Annotated in this window: 13 protein-coding genes; 4 read left to right on the top strand and 9 right to left on the bottom strand. The window is 63.8% G+C overall.

Features of this window, described 5'->3' with window-relative positions; all coding sequences use genetic code 11:
• Positions 1–213: 213 nt before the first annotated feature.
• The 7 genes from BMW89_RS27575 to BMW89_RS27545 form a co-directional block, all read right to left on the bottom strand.
• Positions 214–2,187, bottom strand: a complete 1,974-nt coding sequence (locus BMW89_RS27575) for an acetyl/propionyl/methylcrotonyl-CoA carboxylase subunit alpha (protein ID WP_092030932.1) — start codon at positions 2,185–2,187, stop codon at positions 214–216.
• Positions 2,184–3,800 carry an acyl-CoA carboxylase subunit beta gene (locus BMW89_RS27570; protein ID WP_092030930.1) on the bottom strand — a complete coding sequence of 539 codons (1,617 nt, stop codon included), beginning with the start codon at positions 3,798–3,800 and terminating at the stop codon, positions 2,184–2,186. Before BMW89_RS27570 ends, BMW89_RS27575 begins: the two co-directional genes overlap by 4 nt.
• Positions 3,801–3,913: 113 nt before the next feature.
• Entirely contained in the window at positions 3,914–4,780 is an 867-nt protein-coding gene (locus BMW89_RS27565; protein WP_092030927.1) for a beta-keto acid cleavage family enzyme, read from the bottom strand.
• 197 nt (positions 4,781–4,977) lie between these two features.
• Complete coding sequence (locus BMW89_RS27560) at positions 4,978–5,778, bottom strand: AraC family transcriptional regulator (protein ID WP_092030925.1); 801 nt, start codon at positions 5,776–5,778, stop codon at positions 4,978–4,980.
• A 174-nt stretch (positions 5,779–5,952) separates the two neighbouring features.
• The gene (locus BMW89_RS27555; RefSeq protein WP_092030922.1) at positions 5,953–6,609 is read right to left on the bottom strand and encodes a glutathione S-transferase family protein; all 657 of its coding nucleotides are present in this window, start codon (positions 6,607–6,609) and stop codon (positions 5,953–5,955) included.
• Positions 6,609–7,772: an acyl-CoA dehydrogenase family protein gene (locus tag BMW89_RS27550; protein WP_092030919.1), complete on the bottom strand. Its 1,164-nt coding sequence runs from the start codon at positions 7,770–7,772 to the stop codon at positions 6,609–6,611. The genes BMW89_RS27555 and BMW89_RS27550 overlap by 1 nt, the downstream gene beginning before the upstream one ends.
• A gap of 12 nt (positions 7,773–7,784) precedes the next feature.
• Positions 7,785–8,921, bottom strand: a complete 1,137-nt coding sequence (locus BMW89_RS27545; protein ID WP_177196353.1) for an acyl-CoA dehydrogenase family protein — start codon at positions 8,919–8,921, stop codon at positions 7,785–7,787.
• 267 nt (positions 8,922–9,188) lie between these two features.
• Here BMW89_RS27545 and BMW89_RS27540 point away from each other — a divergent pair, with 267 nt between their 5' ends.
• Positions 9,189–10,739: an acyl-CoA synthetase gene (locus BMW89_RS27540; protein ID WP_092030914.1), complete on the top strand. Its 1,551-nt coding sequence runs from the start codon at positions 9,189–9,191 to the stop codon at positions 10,737–10,739.
• Between the two features lie 100 nt (positions 10,740–10,839).
• Positions 10,840–12,060: an ABC transporter substrate-binding protein gene (locus BMW89_RS27535; RefSeq protein ID WP_177196352.1), complete on the top strand. Its 1,221-nt coding sequence runs from the start codon at positions 10,840–10,842 to the stop codon at positions 12,058–12,060.
• A gap of 81 nt (positions 12,061–12,141) precedes the next feature.
• Here the strand turns inward: BMW89_RS27535 and BMW89_RS27530 are convergent, their stop codons facing one another.
• Both BMW89_RS27530 and BMW89_RS27525 read right to left on the bottom strand, forming a co-directional pair.
• A complete protein-coding gene (locus tag BMW89_RS27530) occupies positions 12,142–13,632 on the bottom strand; it encodes a glycosyltransferase family 2 protein (protein WP_092030909.1) in 1,491 nt (496 codons plus the stop codon).
• Positions 13,633–13,687: 55 nt separating this feature from the next.
• Positions 13,688–14,449 (bottom strand): helix-turn-helix transcriptional regulator, encoded by a 762-nt coding sequence (locus BMW89_RS27525; RefSeq protein ID WP_092030906.1) that lies wholly within the window; start codon positions 14,447–14,449, stop codon positions 13,688–13,690.
• A gap of 184 nt (positions 14,450–14,633) precedes the next feature.
• Between BMW89_RS27525 and BMW89_RS27520 the strand changes: the two genes are divergently transcribed.
• On the top strand, positions 14,634–16,898 hold the full coding sequence (locus BMW89_RS27520; protein WP_092030903.1) for a marine proteobacterial sortase target protein: 2,265 nt from the start codon (positions 14,634–14,636) through the stop codon (positions 16,896–16,898).
• Between the two features lie 102 nt (positions 16,899–17,000).
• Positions 17,001–17,570, top strand: coding sequence for a class GN sortase (locus BMW89_RS27515; RefSeq protein WP_092030901.1), 570 nt, complete (start codon positions 17,001–17,003; stop codon positions 17,568–17,570).
• Positions 17,571–17,640 lie beyond the last annotated feature (70 nt).

Here is a 17,640-nt window from a genome sequence, read left to right as displayed (position 1 = left end):
GTTCAATATTGGTAGATTAAAAATGAACTATGTTCAATATAAATCTGGCGGGGAGGTCAAGGCGTCCCCACCGCTCCTGAGGCTTGAGACAGGCAGCGCGACTTGGGGACAAAATAACATTGAAATCATTCGGGATTCGGGGGACCAGCCCGGGCACATGTCTCCGAGCATGGATGGCTCCCGGCTCGCGCTTCGCGCATCCGGGACGCGAGGCTAGGCTCCGATCTCCGCCACGATCCTGCCCGTGGTCACCTGCTCGCCCTCAGCAACGTCGATCGCTGCGACGACGCCGTCGATGCCGGCCTTGTGGACGTGCTCCATCTTCATCGCTTCCAACGTCAACACCGGTTGGCCGGCAGTGACGCGATCACCCGGCTTGACCAGCACGGCGACGACGCGGCCGTTCATGGCGGCGCGGACCTTGCCGTCGCCCCCATTGGCTGCCGCGGCCTTCGGCGCTGCGAGCGTGAGGTCGGTGACCGCGAGCGGGATGCCGCGGTGCTGGAGGTACAGCCGATCGCCGTCGCGCAGGAATTTTGCGTTGTCCAGCACGCCGTCGTGGCGGAAGCGGATGGCGGTGGAATCGAGCTGGTCGATTTCGAATCTGTCCTGGTGGCCGTCGTTGGCGACAGTGTAGCTGCCGTCGCGCTCGCGGGTGATTTCGAGCTCGTAGGTCTGGCCGGCGATCTCGATCTTTGCCGGCAGAGGGAACGTCGCCGACAGGCTCCGGCCACTCCGCCACGAAGGCGCGCGCGGATTTGTGACGTAGAGCAGCAAGCCCACCAGCGCCGTATCGAATGCGGCGTCCGCACGCGGCGCAAGCAACTCGTCGCGATACATGCCGATGAATGCCGTCGTCGCCTCGCCTCTGGCAAAACCGGGATGGCGCAGGCACGACATCAGGAACGCCTGGTTGGTGGTCACGCCCAACGCCGTGAGCTGCTCCAGGCCGACGATCAGCCGCCCCCTCGCCTCCTCGCGGCTTGCGCCATGGCTGATCACCTTGGCGATCATGGAATCGTAGAACGGCGGGATCTCCGAGCCGGATTGCAGCGCGTGCTCGACGCGGATGTTTTCCGGCACCTGCCAGCGTGCCATGCGGCCGGACTGCGGCATGAAATCCTGCGCGGCATCTTCCGAGCACAGCCGCACCTCGATGGCGTGGCCTTCGAAGCGGATATCCTGCTGCTTCACCGGCAATTGTTCGCCGCGTGCAACACGCAGCTGCAGCTCGACCAGATCGAGCCCGGTGATGGCTTCGGTCACGGGATGCTCGACCTGGAGGCGTGTGTTCATCTCCATGAAGTAGAACTCGCCGCCGGCATCGAGCAAAAATTCCAGCGTGCCGGCGCCCTCGTAGCGCAGCGCCTTCACCGCCGATACCGCGACCTCACCCATTTTCGCGCGCAGCTCCGGCGTCACCGCTGGCGACGGCGCCTCCTCGATCAGCTTCTGATGCCGCCGCTGCACCGAGCAATCGCGCTCGCCGAGATGGATGGCGTTGCCAAAACTGTCGCCGAACACCTGGATTTCGATGTGGCGAGGGTTTTGGATGGCGCGTTCGAGGATGACGGTGGGATCGCCGAACGCGGCTTTTGCTTCCGATCGCGCGCTGCGCAGCGCATCAGGGAATGACGCCGCATCGGTGACGAGCCGCATGCCACGCCCGCCGCCACCGGCGACCGCCTTGATCATCACGGGGAAGCCAATTTTCTTGGCTTCCGCCAGCATCACCTCGTCGCTCTGGTCGGTGCCCTGATAGCCGGGCACGCAGGGCACGCCGGCCTTCTTCATGATCTCCTTGGCGCCGGCCTTGTTGCCCATCGCCGCGATCGCCTGCGGCGACGGGCCGATGAAGACGAGCCCGGCATCCTTGCAGGCCTGCGCAAACTCCTCGTTCTCGGCCAGGAAGCCATAGCCGGGATGCACGGCATCCGCGCCGCTGGCCTTCGCCGCGGCGATGATGGCGGGGATGTTGAGATAGGATTGTGCCGGCAGGGCTTCGCCGATACGCACGGCCTGATCGGCCTGCCGCACATGAAGCGCATCGCGATCGGCATCCGAATAGACCGCGACGACGCCGAGGCCCAACTGCCGCGCGCTGCGCATCACACGCAGGGCGATCTCGCCGCGATTGGCGACCAATACCCTGAAGAACGGCCGATGCTGCACTGATCCGTTCCTCATGGGCGGGCAACCGAGAACTGCATGCGCTGGGGTGTGCGTGCGTCGCCCTCGCCGCAGATCGCGAGCACCTCCGACAACACCGCGCGGGTGTCGCGCGGATCGATCACACCGTCGTCGAGCACGCGCGCGCTGGTGGAGAAGACGTCCATCTGGCCATCGAACACGCCGATGATCTCAGCCTTCATGGCGTCGAGCTTTTCCTTTTCGACCGGCTTGCCGCGGCGCGCGGCGGCAGCTTCGGTCACGATTGCCATGGTTTCGGCGGCCTGCTCGCCGCCCATCACGGCGGTCTTTGCGTTCGGCCAGGAGAAGCAGAAGCGCGGATGGAAGCCGCGCCCGCACATGCCGTAATTGCCGGCGCCGAACGAAGCGCCGCAATAGATCGTGATCTGCGGCACCGTCGCGGACGTCACCGCCTGGATCATCTTCGAGCCGTGCTTGATCATGCCGGCTTCTTCATAGGCTTTGCCCACCATGTAGCCGGTGGTGTTGTTGAGATAGAGGATCGGCGTGCGGGTCTGGCAACAAGCCTGGATGAAATGCGTCGCCTTGTTGGCGCCGGCCGGATCGAGCGGACCGTTGTTGGTGATGATGCCGATCGCCTGGCCCTCGATGCGGGCATGACCGCAGACAGTGGCCGGGCCGTAATTCGGCGCCATCTCGGTAAAATCGGAATCGTCGACGATGCGCGCGATCACCTGCTTCATGTCCACGGAACGCTTGTGGTCCATCGGCATAATGCCGAGCAGCTCGTCCTGATTGTAGCGTGGCGGCTTGAATTCCGACGCTGCCCTGCCGGGCCGCTCCCATTCCAGCGCTGCCATGATCTCGCGTGCGATGCGCAGCGCGTCGCGGTCGTCCTCCGCGAGATAGTCGCCAAGGCCGGAAACCTGCGTGTGCATCTCGGCGCCACCGAGTTCCTCCTCGGTCGCGATCTCGCCGGTTGCGGCCTTCAGCAGCGGCGGCCCGGCCAGAAAGGCGCGGGTGCGGCCGCGCACCATGACGATGTAGTCGGAGAGACCTGTCTGGTAGGCACCCCCAGCCGTGGACGAACCGTGCGTGACGGTGACGACCGGGAGACCCGCCGCCGAGAGCCGTGCGAGATTGCGAAAGATGTTGCCGCCGCGGACAAAATCCTCGACGCGATAACGCAGCAGATTGGCGCCGGCGCTTTCAACGAGCTGGACGTAAGGCAGCTTGTTCTCCAGCGCGAGCTCCTGCACGCGGATCGTCTTGTCCAGGCCGTAGGGCTGCAGCGCGCCGGCGTCGATGCCGGCGTCGTTGGCGCTAACCATGCAGCGGATGCCCGAGACGAAGCCGATGCCGGCGATGACGCCGCCGCCGGGCACGCTCTTGTTCGCGTCCGGCACGTCGAACATGTAACCGGCAAGCGTCGACAGCTCGATGAAGGGCGCGCCGGGATCGAGCACCAGCGCGACGCGTTCGCGCGGCAAAAGCTGCCCGCGCTTGTGGAAGCGATCTTTCGCCCCCGCCGACGCGGCACGCGTGCGCTCTTCAAGCGCGCGCATGCGCTCGATCAGGCCGAGCATGCCGTCGCGGTTGGCGTGGTAGGCGGCGCTGCCGGGGGAAATGGTGTTTTCGAGAATGGACATAATTCTATCCTGCTCGTCATTGCGAGGAGCAAAGCGACGAAGCAATCCAGACTGCATCCGCTGAAAGATTCCGGATTGCTTCGCTTCGCTCGCAATGACGGGTGTGGCTTCGTTCAGCGATTCGTCCCAAAGATCTTGCGCGCCTCGGCGGGGCTTGCGATCTCGCGGCCGGCGCGGCGGGCGCAAGCGGCGATGGCCTCGATCAGCTGACCGTTTGACGTCACCTTCTTGCCGTCGGCGAGATAGAAGGCGTCCTCGAGGCCCGTGCGTAAGTGACCGCCGAGCTCGGCGCAACGCTGATGCAGCGGCCAGATTTCTTCGCGGCCGATGGCGGTGACCTGAAAATGCGCTTCGGGGCGCTTCAGCTTGATCAGGATCGGCAGCAGATCGGGATCCGACGGCATGCCGGAGGCGACGCCCATCACAAAATTATATTCGAGCGGGCCTTTGTACATACCGACCTGGGTGTACATGCCGACGCAGCGGACGATGCCGACGTCAAAGCATTCGAACTCGGGGATGGTACCGACCGCGTTCATGACGTCGAGATAGTCCTTCACCTTCTCGACTGCGTTGTCGAACATCATCGGCGGCCAGGCCCAGCTATTGTCGGCCTTCACTTTCAGGTAATTCAGCGAGCCGGCGTTGCAGGCAGCGATCTCCGGCCTGGTCTCGCGGATGCAATCGAGCGCACCAGAGTAGTTCGGCCCCGATACACCCGAGGTGTGATTGATGATCACGCCGGGACAAGCTTCGCGGATCGCCTGCTGAATCTCCTTGCTGACGGCGACCTCCCAGGACGGCAGATGCCCTTTGTCGGGTGCCTGCTGGCGCAGATGGATGTGCATGACGGACGCGCCGGCATCGAATGCAGCCCTGGCCTCGCGCGCCATCTGCTCGGGCGTCACGGGGACGTTGTGCTGCTTCGGGTCGGTGAGCACGCCGTTCAGCGCGCAGGTAATGACGGCCTTGTCGCTCATGCCACTCATGTCTCGCAGGTTGAGAATTCAACGCTTGCGATCATGTGACGCGCGGCATGCGGCTTCTTGCGCGGAGAAGCTGGAAAAGAACGACGAATCGCAGGGTGGGTTAGCCGAAGGCGTAACCCACCTCTTTGGTTTTCGCGGAGCCAGACGTGGTGGGTTACGCTTCGCTAACCCACCCTACGAGAGCCGATCTAGCTCGCCTCCGCGAGCCTCACCGTCTCGCTGCTCCGATAGATCGCCAGATCCCGCGAACCTACGAAGATCGCGCGCGGCTTCAACCCGTAGAAGCGGCGGATCGAGTGGCTGAAATGCGTGGAGTCGGGATAGCCGATGTCCTGCGCGAGATGGGCAAGGTTGAGGTCCTGGTTGGCGAAGTGCAGCAGATGCCGCGCACGCTTCCAGGCGCGGAAGGAGCGGAACGAGATGCCGGTCTCCTCCTTGAACAGATGCAGGAAGCGCGAGGCGGAGAGGCCTGCTTCCGCCGCGCAAGTATCCGCCGTCACCGGCTCGCCGGAGAAGCGCCCGATGCGGGCGGCGGCGCGCATCACGCGCGGGTCGAGCACGCGGCGCGGCAGCGCCTCGCCAAAACACATCTCGTCGAACTCGGCGGTGTTGATGTCGTTATAGCGGCGCTGCCGCAGCAGCGCGTAGGCCGCAAGGATTTTTCGGGCATAGACGGCCCGGTCGGGTCCCATCAGCCGCGCGGCCAGGGCCTCGATCACGCCATCCGGCATGCTCTCCGGCTCAAGCGTGACGCTGATTGCAGTGCGGTAATCGCTGGCAATGGAATGCCGCTGGTTCGGCAGGGTGACGAACAGTTCGCCGGTGGCGAGGACATCGTCGATGGTCAGATGCAGGCTGCCTTTCACGGCCACATAGACATGGCAGCAACCAGGCGTCCGCTTGCGGGGGCGGCCGAGCAAGCCGGCATAGAAGACCCGCTCGGGCGTGATCAGCATGAGATGGTCGGATTCGCGACCGTTATCTTCCATTGGGATCCTCCTCGCGCGGCTCTATGGCCGCTGCGGACGGAAATCACCTTAGCGGAAATTTGGGCGCTGTCACGGCGGGATAGCGCTGTCATGGAGCGCAAAACATCGCCAGTTCAGGACGGGCGTTGCGCCGTCCGGAGCCGTTATGAGACAATAGTCCCAGCCTTCGCCGGCTTACGCCCTCACGCGCGGCGCAACATTCTGCTCGGCGCCTGCCTTCTGCTCCGCAGCAACCGCGCGCTTGAAACCGTCGCGCTGCTGCAATCGCGCCCAATAGGCCGCGACATTTGGCCCAAAATCCTTGGCGAGGCCGATATTGTCGGCGAGGCGGAGCGCGTATCCGATGACAATGTCAGCGGCGGTGAAACGGCCCGCGCACAATGTTTCGGCATTGCCTGTCGCTGCCTCGACAGCGCGCAAGCGTCCCAAAAACCATTTTGCATAATCGGTGGCGACCTGCGGATTGCGGCGCTCCTCCGGCTCGAGCTGGGTGTACCGGAGCACCAGCGTTTGCGGGAAGGTTAACGTGGCGTCGGAAAAATACATCCAGTTCAGGAAGGCGCCATAGGCGGGATCCTCGGGACCGACCATCAGCGGCGTCGGACCGTGCTTGATGCCGAGATAGTGGCAGATGCCGGAAGACTCGGTCATCTTGGCTTCGCCGTCGACCATGAAGGGAATCGTGCCCAGCGGATTGATTGCGAGATATTCCTTGGCGAAGACGCGCGGCGGGAACGGCAGCATCTTCAATTCGTAAGGAAGCCCCATTTCCTCCAGCATCCATAGTGGACGGAAGGAGCGCGCGCCGTCGCAGTGATAGAGCGTGATCATCAGGCGTTTCCCTTGCTGCCAGGCAGCGTACCCATCATCTTGCACAGGACCATCAGCATGACCTCGTCGGCGCCGCCGCCGATGGAGGTCAGGCGGCTGTCGCGATAGGCACGGCTGACCGGCGTTTCATTGGTAAAGCCCATTCCGCCCCAATATTGCAAGCAGGCGTCGGTAAGCTCGCGACCGAGCCGGCCGGCCTTGAGCTTCGCCATGGTGGCGAGCTTCGTCACATCCTCGCCGGCGACCAGTTGCTCGGCGGCGCGATAGATCAGCGCACGCAACAGCTCGACCTCGGTCTGCATCTCCGCGAGCTTGAAATGGACGACCTGGTTGTCGAGGATCGACTTCCCGAAGGCCTTGCGGTTGCTTGTATACTCAATCGTCTGATTGATGATGTATTCATGCGCCTTCAGGCAGGCGGCCGCGCCCCACAGCCGCTCCTCCTGAAACTGGACCATCTGGTAGGTAAAGCCCTTGCCCTCCTCGCCGATCCGGTTCCGCTTGGGCACGCGGACATTGTCGAAGAAGATTTGCGCCGTGTCCGACGAGCGCATGCCCATCTTGTCGAGCTTTCGCGCGACATTGACGCCCTTGGCTTTCATGGGCACGCAGATCAGCGACTTGTTGCGGTGAACGGGCCCGTCGCCGGTGTTGGCGAGCAGGCAGATCCAGTCGGCCTGGGTGCCGTTGGTGATCCACATCTTGCCGCCGTTGATGACGTAATCGTCGCCGTCAGATTTCGCGCTGGTCTTGATCGAGGCCACGTCGGAGCCAGCGCCGGGCTCGGAGACGCCGATGCAGGCAACATAGTCGCCTGATATCGACGGGCTGAGGAATTCGCGGCGCACCTCGTCGGAGCCGAACCGCGCCAGCGCCGGCGTCGCCATGTCGGTCTGCACGCCGATCGCCATCGGCACGCCGCCGCAGGTGATGGCGCCCAGCTCCTCCGCCATCATCAGCGCGTAGGAGTAATCGAGGCCGGAGCCGCCGAACTCGACCGGCTTGTTCAATCCGAGGAAGCCGAGGCTGCCCATCTTCTTGAACAGCTGATGCGCCGGGAAGATGTCGGCCTTTTCCCACTCATCGACATGCGGATTGATCTCGTTGGCGATGAATTTTTGCAGAGAGCGGCGGATCTCGTCGTGGTCGGCGGTAAATAGCATCTCTTCCTCTCGTCATAACCCCATCTGCCGGCTGGCGAGATCCTTCATGATCTCCTCGGTGCCGCCGCCGATGGCGTTGACCTTGACCTCGCGGTAGATGCGCTCGGCCTTGATGCCGCGCATGAAGCCGGCGCCGCCAAAGATCTGCACGGCTTCCGAGGCGCAGAACGCCATGGTCTGCGTCGCCTGGTTCTTCATCATGCAGATTTCGGCGACCGGGCTCTCGCCCTGCTCCAACCGCCAGGCCAGCATCTCCAGCATTGATTGCGACGCCGCGACCTTCTGCGCCATGTCCACGATCTTGTGCCTGATGACCTGATGCTGAGCCAGCGGCTTGCCAAAAGTCTTGCGCTCCTTGGCGTAGGCGATGGCTTCGTCGAGGCAGACGCGGGCGAAGGCCGTGCATCCGGCCGCCATGCCCATGCGCTCGCTGTTGAAGTTTTGCATGATGATCTTGAAGCCCTGGCCTTCCTCGCCGATCAGATTTTCGGCCGGCACGCGGCAGTCGTCGAAATGCAGCGTCGCAGTATCGGAGGCCCACCAGCCCATCTTCTTCAGCTTTGTCTTGGAAAGGCCGGGCGTATCGCCCTCGATCAGGAGCAGGCTGACGCCGCCGGCGCCCTCGCCGCCGGTGCGCACCGCAACCGTCAGATAGTCCGCGCGCATCCCTGAGGTGATGAAGGTTTTTTCGCCGCTCACGACGTAGTGATCGCCGTCGCGCCGCGCCCTCGTCCGTAGATTCGCAACGTCCGAACCGCCGCCCGGCTCGGTGATCGCGAGCGCGGAAATCTTCTCACCCGCCAGCACCTGCGGCAGCACACGCGCCTTCACCTCCGGCCGCGCCGCGCGCGCGATCGGCGGCGAGCCAATGGTGTGGCTCATCAGGCTGGCGCTGATGCCACCGGCGCCGGCCCGCGCCAATTCCTGGCTGGCGACGATCTTCATGAACTGGTCGGCGGCGATCCCGCCATATTCCTCGGGGAATCCGAGCCCCAGCAGCCCAATCTCGGCGGCCTTGCGATAGAGCGCGCGGGGGAATTCACCGGCTTCGTCCCATTCATGGGCGAACGGCGCGATCTCCTTGTCAACGAAGCGGCGCATGACGTCGCGAAAGGCGTCATGCTCGGCGGTATAGAACGGGCTCTTCATCGCATTCTCGCCTCGGTGGCGCATTCGTCCTGTCCACCATGGCTGGAACATTTGCAGTTCACTTGCGCAGAGTGGCTGACTGGGGAACCGTTCCACGGCTGGCCATGGCCTAGCAACTCAACGCAAGACGATTTTCGTCCCTCGCAGGCCAACTCCGGGGCAAAAAAAAGACGTGCTGCACAAACTCCGGCTGGCCCCAGGGCCACGCCGGGCATAGTGCACAGCAAGAAGGGACGAGGCGACGCAAGTCCGCCGAGGGAGGGATTTTTGGCCGTTCGTTATTACGACTGGATCGTCCATCATGGCCGCCGCACGCCTGGCAAGCTCGCGGTCATCGACCTCGCGAGTGAGCGCCGCTTCACTTATGCGCAGCTCGATGCGCGAATCTCCCGTCTGGCGGGATTCCTCCGTGACACCCTCGAGGTCTCGCGCGGCGACCGCGTCGCGGTGCTGGCACTGAACACGACCGATACGCTGGAGGTGCAGTTCGCCTGCGGACGGCTGGGCGCGATCTTCGTGCCTCTCAACACCCGCCTCACCGTTCCCGAGCTTCAGTTCATCACCGGCGATTGCGCGCCTGACGTGATGATCCACGACACCGATCTCGCCGAGACCGCGCTTGCGGTGGCGAAACTGTGCGGCATTGGCACCAGCCTGCTGCTCGGTCCCGGCGGCGCCTATGAGGCCGGCATCGCGGCCGCCAAGCCGCTCGACCGGATCGAGGAGGTCACGCTCGATGACGTCTCGACCATCATGTACACGTCGGGCACCACGGGTCATCCGAAGGGCGCGACCATCACCCATGGCATGACCTTCTGGAACTGCGTCAATCTCGGTGGCCCCGCCTGCATTGGGCCGTCATCGGTGCTGCTCACCGTGCTGCCGCTGTTCCACACCGGCGGGCTCAACTGCTACACCAATCCGGTGCTGCATGCCGGCGGCACCGTCATGATCATGCGCGCCTTCGATCCCGGCACCGCGCTCGGCCTGATCAACGACCCCGCGCAGGGCATCAACGTGTTCTTCGGCGTGCCCGCGATCTACCAGTTCATGGCGCAGCATCCGGCCTTCGCGACGACTGACCTTGGCAGGCTGATCGTCGGTGGTGTCGGCGGCGCACCGATGCCGGTGCCGCTGCTGAAAGTGTGGGAGGCGCGCGGCGTCGCGCTCCAGCAGGGCTACGGCATGACCGAGACCTCGCCCGCCGTGCTGGTGCTCGACCGCGAGGATGCGGCGCGCAAAGCAGGCTCCGCCGGCAAGCCGGTGCTGCACACCGAAGTGCGGATCGTGCGACCCGACGGCAGCGATGCCAGTGTCGGCGAGCTCGGCGAACTCTGGGTCAAGGGGCCGAACATCACGCCGGGCTACTGGAACAGGCCGGAAGCGAACAGATCGTCCTTCACTGACGGCTGGCTGCACACGGGCGATGCAACGCGCATCGACGAGGAAGGTTTCTACTACATCGTCGACCGCTGGAAGGACATGTACATCTCCGGCGGCGAGAACGTCTATCCGGCCGAGGTCGAGAACGTCCTGCATCAGCTCACGGCGATTGCGGAAGCCGCCGTGATCGGCATTCCGGATCCGCAATGGGGCGAAGTGGGGCTCGCCATCGTTGCGGTCAAGCCGGGCCAACAGCTGACCGAGGCCGATGTCTTCGCGCATTGCGCCGCCAATCTCGCGCGCTTCAAATGTCCGCGCCAGGTCCGGTTCGTCGATGCGCTGCCGCGCAACGCCACCGGCAAGATCCACAAGCCGACGTTGCGCAAGGAATTCTCGGTCACTTCCGAGGTCGACAAGAAAGTCGCCAACGCCTGACCAAAGCGCCCCTTACGGGCGCTTCTTCGTTTCTGACGTGCCTGCTCAAACCCAGAAGAAACCGCAAAGAAAACCCCAAGGAAAAATTCAAGGAATTTTCATGAACAAGAAACTCGCCCTATTTGCCGCAGCAACGGCATTGACGTTGTTCACCGCCCAGGGTGCTTACGCGCAGAAAGCGTACGACACCGGCGTCACCGACACCGAAATCAAGATCGGCAATGTCGAGGCCTATTCGGGTCCTGCGTCCGCCTACGGCGTCATCGGCAAGACCGAGGAAGCCTATTTCAAGATGATCAACGACCAGGGCGGCATCAACGGCCGCAAGATCAACTGGATTTCCTATGACGACGGCTACTCGCCGCCGAAAACCGTGGAGCAGATCCGCAAGCTGATCGAGAGCGACGAGGTCTTCCTGGTGTTCAACGCGCTGGGAACGCCGACACAGACCGCCGTGCAGAAATATCATAATTCCAAGAAGGTGCCGCAGCTCTTCCTCGCCACCGGCGCCAGCAAGTGGAACGACCCGAAGAGCTTTCCCTGGACCATGGGCTTCCAGCCCAGTTACCGGGTCGAGGCGCAAATCTTCGCAAAATACATTCTGAAGGAGAAGCCGGACGCGAAGGTCGCGATCTTCTATGCCAACGACGATTTCGGCAAGGACTACCTCGCCGGCATCAAGGACGTGTTCGGCGACAAGGCATCGAAGCTGATCGTGGCCGAAGAAAGCTACGAAACGTCGGAGCCTTCGATCGATGCCCATATCGTCAAGCTCAAGGGCACTGGCGCCGATACTTTCGTCAACATCGCAACCCCGAAATTCGCAGCTCAAGCCATCAAGAAGATCGCGGAGCTGGAGTGGAAGCCGATGCACCTCATGACCGACGTCTCGGTGTCGATCGGCGCGGTGATGAAGCCGGCCGGCCTCGAAGCCTCCGAAGGCGTGCTGTCGGCGGGCTATCTGAAGGACGCGTCGGATCCGCAGTGGAAGGACGACGAAGGCATGAAGAAGTTCATGGTCTTCATCGACAAGTACATGCCCGGCGCGAACATTTCGGACGCCAACCTGGTTTACGCCTATGCCGCGGCCCAGACCATGGTGCAGGTGCTGAAGCAGTCGGGCGACAATCTGACCCGCGAGAACGTGATGAAGCAGGCCGCCAGCCTCAAGGACTTCGTGCCCGACACGCTGATCCCCGGCATCAGGATCAACACCTCGTCCACCGACTTCGCGCCGATCGAGCAGCTCAAGATGTGGCGGTTCAAGAAGGGCCAGTGGGAGCTGTTCGGCGACATCATCAGCGCGGAAACGGGCGGCTGACGCGACTTGCCGAACCGTGAGACCTACCGAATGGCGGCTGAAGTGCCGCCATTCATTTTGCCCACGCGGCCGACAAGGCGATCAATTCGCTGCTACAACCGCGAGGGAAGGTCCCGCATCAGACCACCCGCGCTCCTGTTCCAGGTCGATGGACACGACGGACAGGCCAAGATAACGCGCGTCGTCGACGCCCCTGAACACAGGACATATCCACGCAAGTGTCGCCGTGCCTGAGGCGGGCAAATCGAGATTCAGCGCGTAGCTGCCCGGGCCAATCGCGATCGCGGCAGGATCGACGCGCGCCCCATCGAGATAGAAATACGCGCCGATCCTCTCCAGCGGCGCGCGGAGAGCGGGACTTTGGATGCGGACCGTGTTGCGGCCTGGGCTTCCCTTGATGCGGACGGCAGCCTGCGGTTCGCTCCAACGGAAGGTATGACCGGCCAATGCCTCGATCGCATGGAATCCGGCTTGCGCACGAACATGCTCACCAAGGGAGCCCGCGACGAGCCCGTCGTCTCGTCGCAGACGATGAATGCAGTCGAGCCTCTGAAGCCGGATCAGCGCGGCGATATATCGTCGCATCCATCGCGCGACCGCCTTGCTCGATCCGGCAAACGCCAGAAAAGCCAGCACGCCTCGCGCACATGATGCTGCCAGCCGCGCGGAAGCGCGCGCGGGGAGATCGCCGAGCAGCGCCGGCGCGGCCCAGCGCCGCAGGGCCCGCAATTTCTCATCGGGCCGCCGCCAACCGCGGCCTGCGAGGCTATAGCGCACGAGTGCGATCAACGCGTTGCGGGCAAGCGCGGCATCGCGTTCGCTGCGGTTGCTCCATTCGAAGGGAATTTCGAGAAGCTCGCTACCGGGATCGCGGAGGTCCTCGCCGAGATAGCGGACCTCGCCCTGCACGAAATCGAGCGTGAACTTCTTCAATTCACCGAGCTCGCCGATGTAATGGTGATGGAAGCGCGCCTCTTCCAGATAACCAATGTAATGGCCTCTGGCATGATATGCGGCCGCGAGCAACCATTCGGCGAAATGACCGAACTCCTCGCGCAGGCCGCCGCATTCCCAATAGACGTCGCGCCGCGTCACGAAACACTGGTCCAGCACTTTGCGCCAGGGATGCTGCGTCATGCCGAACTCGATGTCGGCCTGGTACATGGCGGCTTCTGCAACAGAGAGACGATTGTGGCAGATCGGGACCGAACGGCAGGAAAAGCCGGCCCAGTCGGGATGAGCATCGATGGCGCGAATGCAGAGCGCGATCACGTCAGGTTCGGGCCGGCAGTGCGACTCCGTGAAGAACAGATAGTTGCCGCGGGCCTTGGTCGCGCCGAACGCGCAAAGCCCGATGTCGTGCCCCAAGCCGGTATATTCGATCCGGGTTTCGTCGCCGGCGAGCGCCTTCAGCTCCTCGCGTGCCGTGAAATCCGGCGGCACGACCAGGATGATCTCATAGAGAGACTTATCCGCGGTCTGCGATACCCAGCCGAGCCAGGATTGCTCCCACTGCCCGCGGTGATATTCGAGCGGGATGATGATGGAGAACATGGGTCGGACGGGACTCATGCCGGGATCTCACGACTTAACATGATTGCTTGGCTCGCCGACTCGGGCGCAGGAACTAGGCGGGAAGAAACAACGCAAAAGATTCGTCGACGGTGCGGCGAAGGTGATCCCGGTATAGCTTGTAATTTGCCTGATCGGATGTGATCCGGCCCACGGACGGATCGACAATATTTCGCGCGGGCACATAGGCGATCGGCGCCGCAATCGGCGTCAGCTGCGAGCCGGGGCCCGCGCGGAGCGTCGAAATGATCCCGTACATCGCGCCTGTTACCGTCGGCCGCGACACCGTGATCACGCGGTGCTGGCCGTGCTTGATGATGACGAGGTAGATGAAGCCGGACTGGTGCGGCACCGCGACCTCGCCGGTGTGTTCATAGGCCGCATCGGTCCGCTCGCCCTCGCGGAACACCAGCGAAGAGACTTTTGGCTCCCAGACGATCTCGGTGCGGTAGGCGAAGATCGCATCCTTGTCGCCGAAGGACGGCCGCAGCGTGATGTAGACGTCCTCGATCCAAGTCACGGCGCGATGCGAATAGGAGCCGAGGCTGTCCGGCGCGACGTCATTTGCAGCCGGAGGCGTCACCACGGCGGCGCTCTTGCGCAAGGACACACCCAGCGCCTGCTCCAGCCGCACCGTCGTCGCCAGCGTGAACGGCCGGCGGCCGCCGAGCACCTTCTCCAACGTCGACAGGCTGAGCTTGGCCTGCTCGGCCAGCGCCTGCCGGGAAATTCGTCGCCTGGCGAGCTCCTCGCGAATGGTCTCCGCGATCTCGTGGCTCTGCTCGTCGGAAAACTGCTTGTCGTCCTGCGTCTGCATCGTCGACCCTGCCTTGGGCCGCCAGTCTAGCAGGGCGGACAAACCAGCACAAAACCGCACTTCGCCGCCCGGCTGCGGCCCACCCGGGCCGGCCGCGGCGGAACATTGCCGATCGTTCTGCTCGCGAGACTTGGCCTCCCGGCAGATGCTGAGGACCAGCAAACATCCTACCGGAGCAGGCCAAATGGATAGCTACGACACTACAGACAGCGACGAGCACCCGATGCTGGGCCGCCTGATCAGGGTCGGATTGTTTCTTCTGGTGCAGGGCATCGCGGTGATGCTGGTCGCCTTCGTCGCCCTGCTGGTGAGCTTTGAGCCCGGCTGGTCGGCGACGACCGAGCAGGCCGGCCTGCTCCAGCCCGGCGATGCCAAATCCGGCAGCCTGCTGCTGAAAGAAGACGGCGCCTATACCGAGGCGATCCGCCTCGGCACCGACGTCGACATCACGGTATCGGGCCCGACGCTGCGCGCCCGCATCACCCAGATCTTCCGCAACCCGACCAAGGACTGGGTCGAGGCCACCTATGTCTATCCGCTCGCGACCAATGGCGCCGTCGATACGCTGAAGATGGTGGTCGGCGACCGCGTCATCGTCGGGGACATCAAGGAGCGGCAGCAGGCCCGCATCATCTACGAGCAGGCGCGTAGCGCCGGCCAGAAGGCCGCGCTCACCGAACAGGAGCGGCCGAACATCTTCACCAATTCGGTCGCCAATATCGGCCCCGGCGAAACCGTGCTGGTGCAGATCGAATATCAGGAGCCGGTGCACCAGAGCGGCAACGAATATTCGCTGCGCCTGCCGCTGGTGGTCGCTCCGCGCTACAATCCGGCGCGGATCGTGCAGAGCGTCGACTTCCGCAACGACGGCTCCGGCTGGGGCGCGACGGCTTCGAACCCTGTGCCGGATCGAGATCGCATCTCACCGCCGGTGCTGGACCCCGCGAAGAATGCCCCGGTCAATCCGACCAGCATCACGGTGCGCCTGAAGGCCGGCTTTGCGCTCGGCGAGGTCAGGAGCCACCACCATAACGTCAAGACGGAAAGCCCTGACAATACGACCCGCATCGTCACGCTCGCCGCCGGCGCGGTGCCCGCTGACCGCGATTTCGAGCTGACCTGGAAGCCGGCCGCCGAGAAGGCGCCGTCTGTCGGACTGTTCCGCGAGCATGTCGGCGACGCCGATTATCTGCTCGCCTTCGTCACCCCGCCCAGCGCCGAGCAGGCGACGCAAAAGCCGCTGTCGCGCGAAGTCGTGTTCGTGATCGACAATTCCGGCTCGATGGGTGGCACGTCGATCGTGCAGGCCAAGGCCAGCCTGACTTACGCGCTCTCTCGTCTCCAACCGACCGATCGCTTCAACGTCATCCGCTTCGACGACACCATGGACGTATTGTTTCCGGCCTCCGTGCCGGCGGATGCCGCGCATGTCGGTGAGGCAACCTCGTTCGTCGACGCGTTGCAAGCGCGAGGCGGCACCGAGATGGTCCCGGCGATGCGCGCCGCGCTGACCGACAAGCTCGGCGACACCAGCATGGTCCGCCAGATCGTGTTCCTGACCGACGGTGCAATCGGCAACGAGCAGCAATTGTTCGAAACGATCACGTCGATGCGCGGCCGCTCGCGCGTCTTCATGGTCGGCATCGGCTCCGCGCCCAACACCTACCTCATGACGCGCGCTTCCGAGCTCGGCCGCGGTGCCTTCACCCATATCGGCTCGGTCGAGCAGGTCGAGGAGCGCATGCGTGGCCTGTTCGCCAAGCTTGAGAATCCGGCCGTGACCGGCCTCAGCGTAAAATTTTCCGACGCGAAGGCCGACGTGACGCCTGCGATCATTCCCGACGTCTATCGCGACGAGCCGCTGGTGCTGGCGGCCAAGCTCGACAAGCTCGCCGGCTCGCTCGAGATCAAGGGACGCGTTGGCGACCGCCCGTGGTCGGTGACGCTACCACTGCAAAATGCGGCCGAAGGCAAGGGCCTGTCGAAACTCTGGGCCAGACGCAAGATCGGCGATGCCGAGGTCGCGCGCACCATGCGCGAGATGGCGCCAGAGGACTCTGACAAGGCGATCCTGGCGCTGGCGCTCGACCATCAGATCGTCACGCGGCTCACCAGCCTCGTCGCGGTCGACAAGACGCCGAGCCGCCCCGAGGGCGCGCCGCTCAAGCTCAGCGAATTACCGATCAACCTTCCGGCCGGCTGGAACTTCGAGAAGGTCTTTGGCGAACGGCCGCAGCAAGCGCCGACGCAGCTCCGCGAACGCCATGCCGATGCGCGCAGCCAGCCGGCGGCAAGGCGGCCGACCCCCGCCGCGCCCGATGCGATCCGCCTGCCAAAGACTGCAACCTCGGCCGAATTGACGATGATCGCAGGCCTGATCCTGATCATGCTGGCCCTGATCCTGTTCGTGTTCAACCGTCGTCAGACCTTGCTCACTGACGCCGCTTGAGAGAGGAGCCCCCGATCTCCTCTGTTAGCGCGCGCGGCTGCCCGTCCCGCAACAACGGCCGCGCGCGCCTTTTTCTCGAGCGTCGTGACGAGTATCGAACCAATGCCCCGCCTCATCTCTCCTCTCGCGCTGACGCTCGTCGGCCTCCTCCTGTTCGGCGACGGCGCCTACATCCATGCAAAAGCCTGGCTCGCGCAGGTGCTGCTGGAGCGTGCATTCAACGAGAGCGTGACGACAGGCCGGGCGGTCAAACCGTGGTCATGGGCCGATACCTGGCCGGTCGCGCGGATAGAGGTGAAGCGGATCGGCGCCAGCGCGATCGTGCTGGACGGCACGAGCGGTCACGCGCTCGCTTTCGGCCCCGGCCATCTCCACCAAACGGTTGATGCGGGCGAGCGCGGCATTGCCGTATATGCTGCGCATCGCGACACGCATTTCCGGTTCCTGCGGAATGTTGCCATTGGTGACGAAATCGATGTCACACGCAGTGACGGCAAGCATTTTCGCTATCGCGCGGATTCCTCCGCGGTCGTTCGTTTCGATGAGTCCGGCATCGATCCCGCAACGCAAGATGTCGAACTCGTGCTCACGACCTGCTGGCCGTTCGACGCCGTCACGCCCGGCCCGGAGCGCTACATCCTGCATGCCACCCTGATCAGAACCGATGAATAGCGGTTCGCAATCGCGTCAGACGACCGGAGAGCTACATTGATGGGTCCACCGAACTAGCGCCGTCGCCCGC

Source organism: Bradyrhizobium sp. OK095 (genome assembly GCF_900109945.1).
GTDB lineage: Bacteria > Pseudomonadota > Alphaproteobacteria > Rhizobiales > Xanthobacteraceae > Bradyrhizobium.
Note: the sequence above shows the minus strand (reverse complement) of the source record. Positions and strands in the feature narration are given on the sequence as shown.

Excerpts from the sequence above, each read along its gene's own strand:
- BMW89_RS27535 (WP_177196352.1), top strand. The coding sequence starts at position 10,840 with ATGAACAAGAAACTCGCCCTATTTGCCGCAGCAACGGCATTGACGTTG.
- BMW89_RS27545 (WP_177196353.1), bottom strand. The coding sequence starts at position 8,921 with ATGAAGAGCCCGTTCTATACCGCCGAGCATGACGCCTTTCGCGACGTC.
- BMW89_RS27565 (WP_092030927.1), bottom strand. The coding sequence starts at position 4,780 with ATGAGCGACAAGGCCGTCATTACCTGCGCGCTGAACGGCGTGCTCACC.
- BMW89_RS27530 (WP_092030909.1), bottom strand. The coding sequence starts at position 13,632 with ATGAGTCCCGTCCGACCCATGTTCTCCATCATCATCCCGCTCGAATAT.
- BMW89_RS27560 (WP_092030925.1), bottom strand. The coding sequence starts at position 5,778 with ATGGAAGATAACGGTCGCGAATCCGACCATCTCATGCTGATCACGCCC.
- BMW89_RS27575 (WP_092030932.1), bottom strand. The coding sequence starts at position 2,187 with ATGAGGAACGGATCAGTGCAGCATCGGCCGTTCTTCAGGGTATTGGTC.
- BMW89_RS27570 (WP_092030930.1), bottom strand. The coding sequence starts at position 3,800 with ATGTCCATTCTCGAAAACACCATTTCCCCCGGCAGCGCCGCCTACCAC.
- BMW89_RS27555 (WP_092030922.1), bottom strand. The coding sequence starts at position 6,609 with ATGATCACGCTCTATCACTGCGACGGCGCGCGCTCCTTCCGTCCACTA.
- BMW89_RS27520 (WP_092030903.1), top strand. The coding sequence starts at position 14,634 with ATGGATAGCTACGACACTACAGACAGCGACGAGCACCCGATGCTGGGC.
- BMW89_RS27525 (WP_092030906.1), bottom strand. The coding sequence starts at position 14,449 with ATGCAGACGCAGGACGACAAGCAGTTTTCCGACGAGCAGAGCCACGAG.
- BMW89_RS27550 (WP_092030919.1), bottom strand. The coding sequence starts at position 7,772 with ATGCTATTTACCGCCGACCACGACGAGATCCGCCGCTCTCTGCAAAAA.
- BMW89_RS27515 (WP_092030901.1), top strand. The coding sequence starts at position 17,001 with ATGCCCCGCCTCATCTCTCCTCTCGCGCTGACGCTCGTCGGCCTCCTC.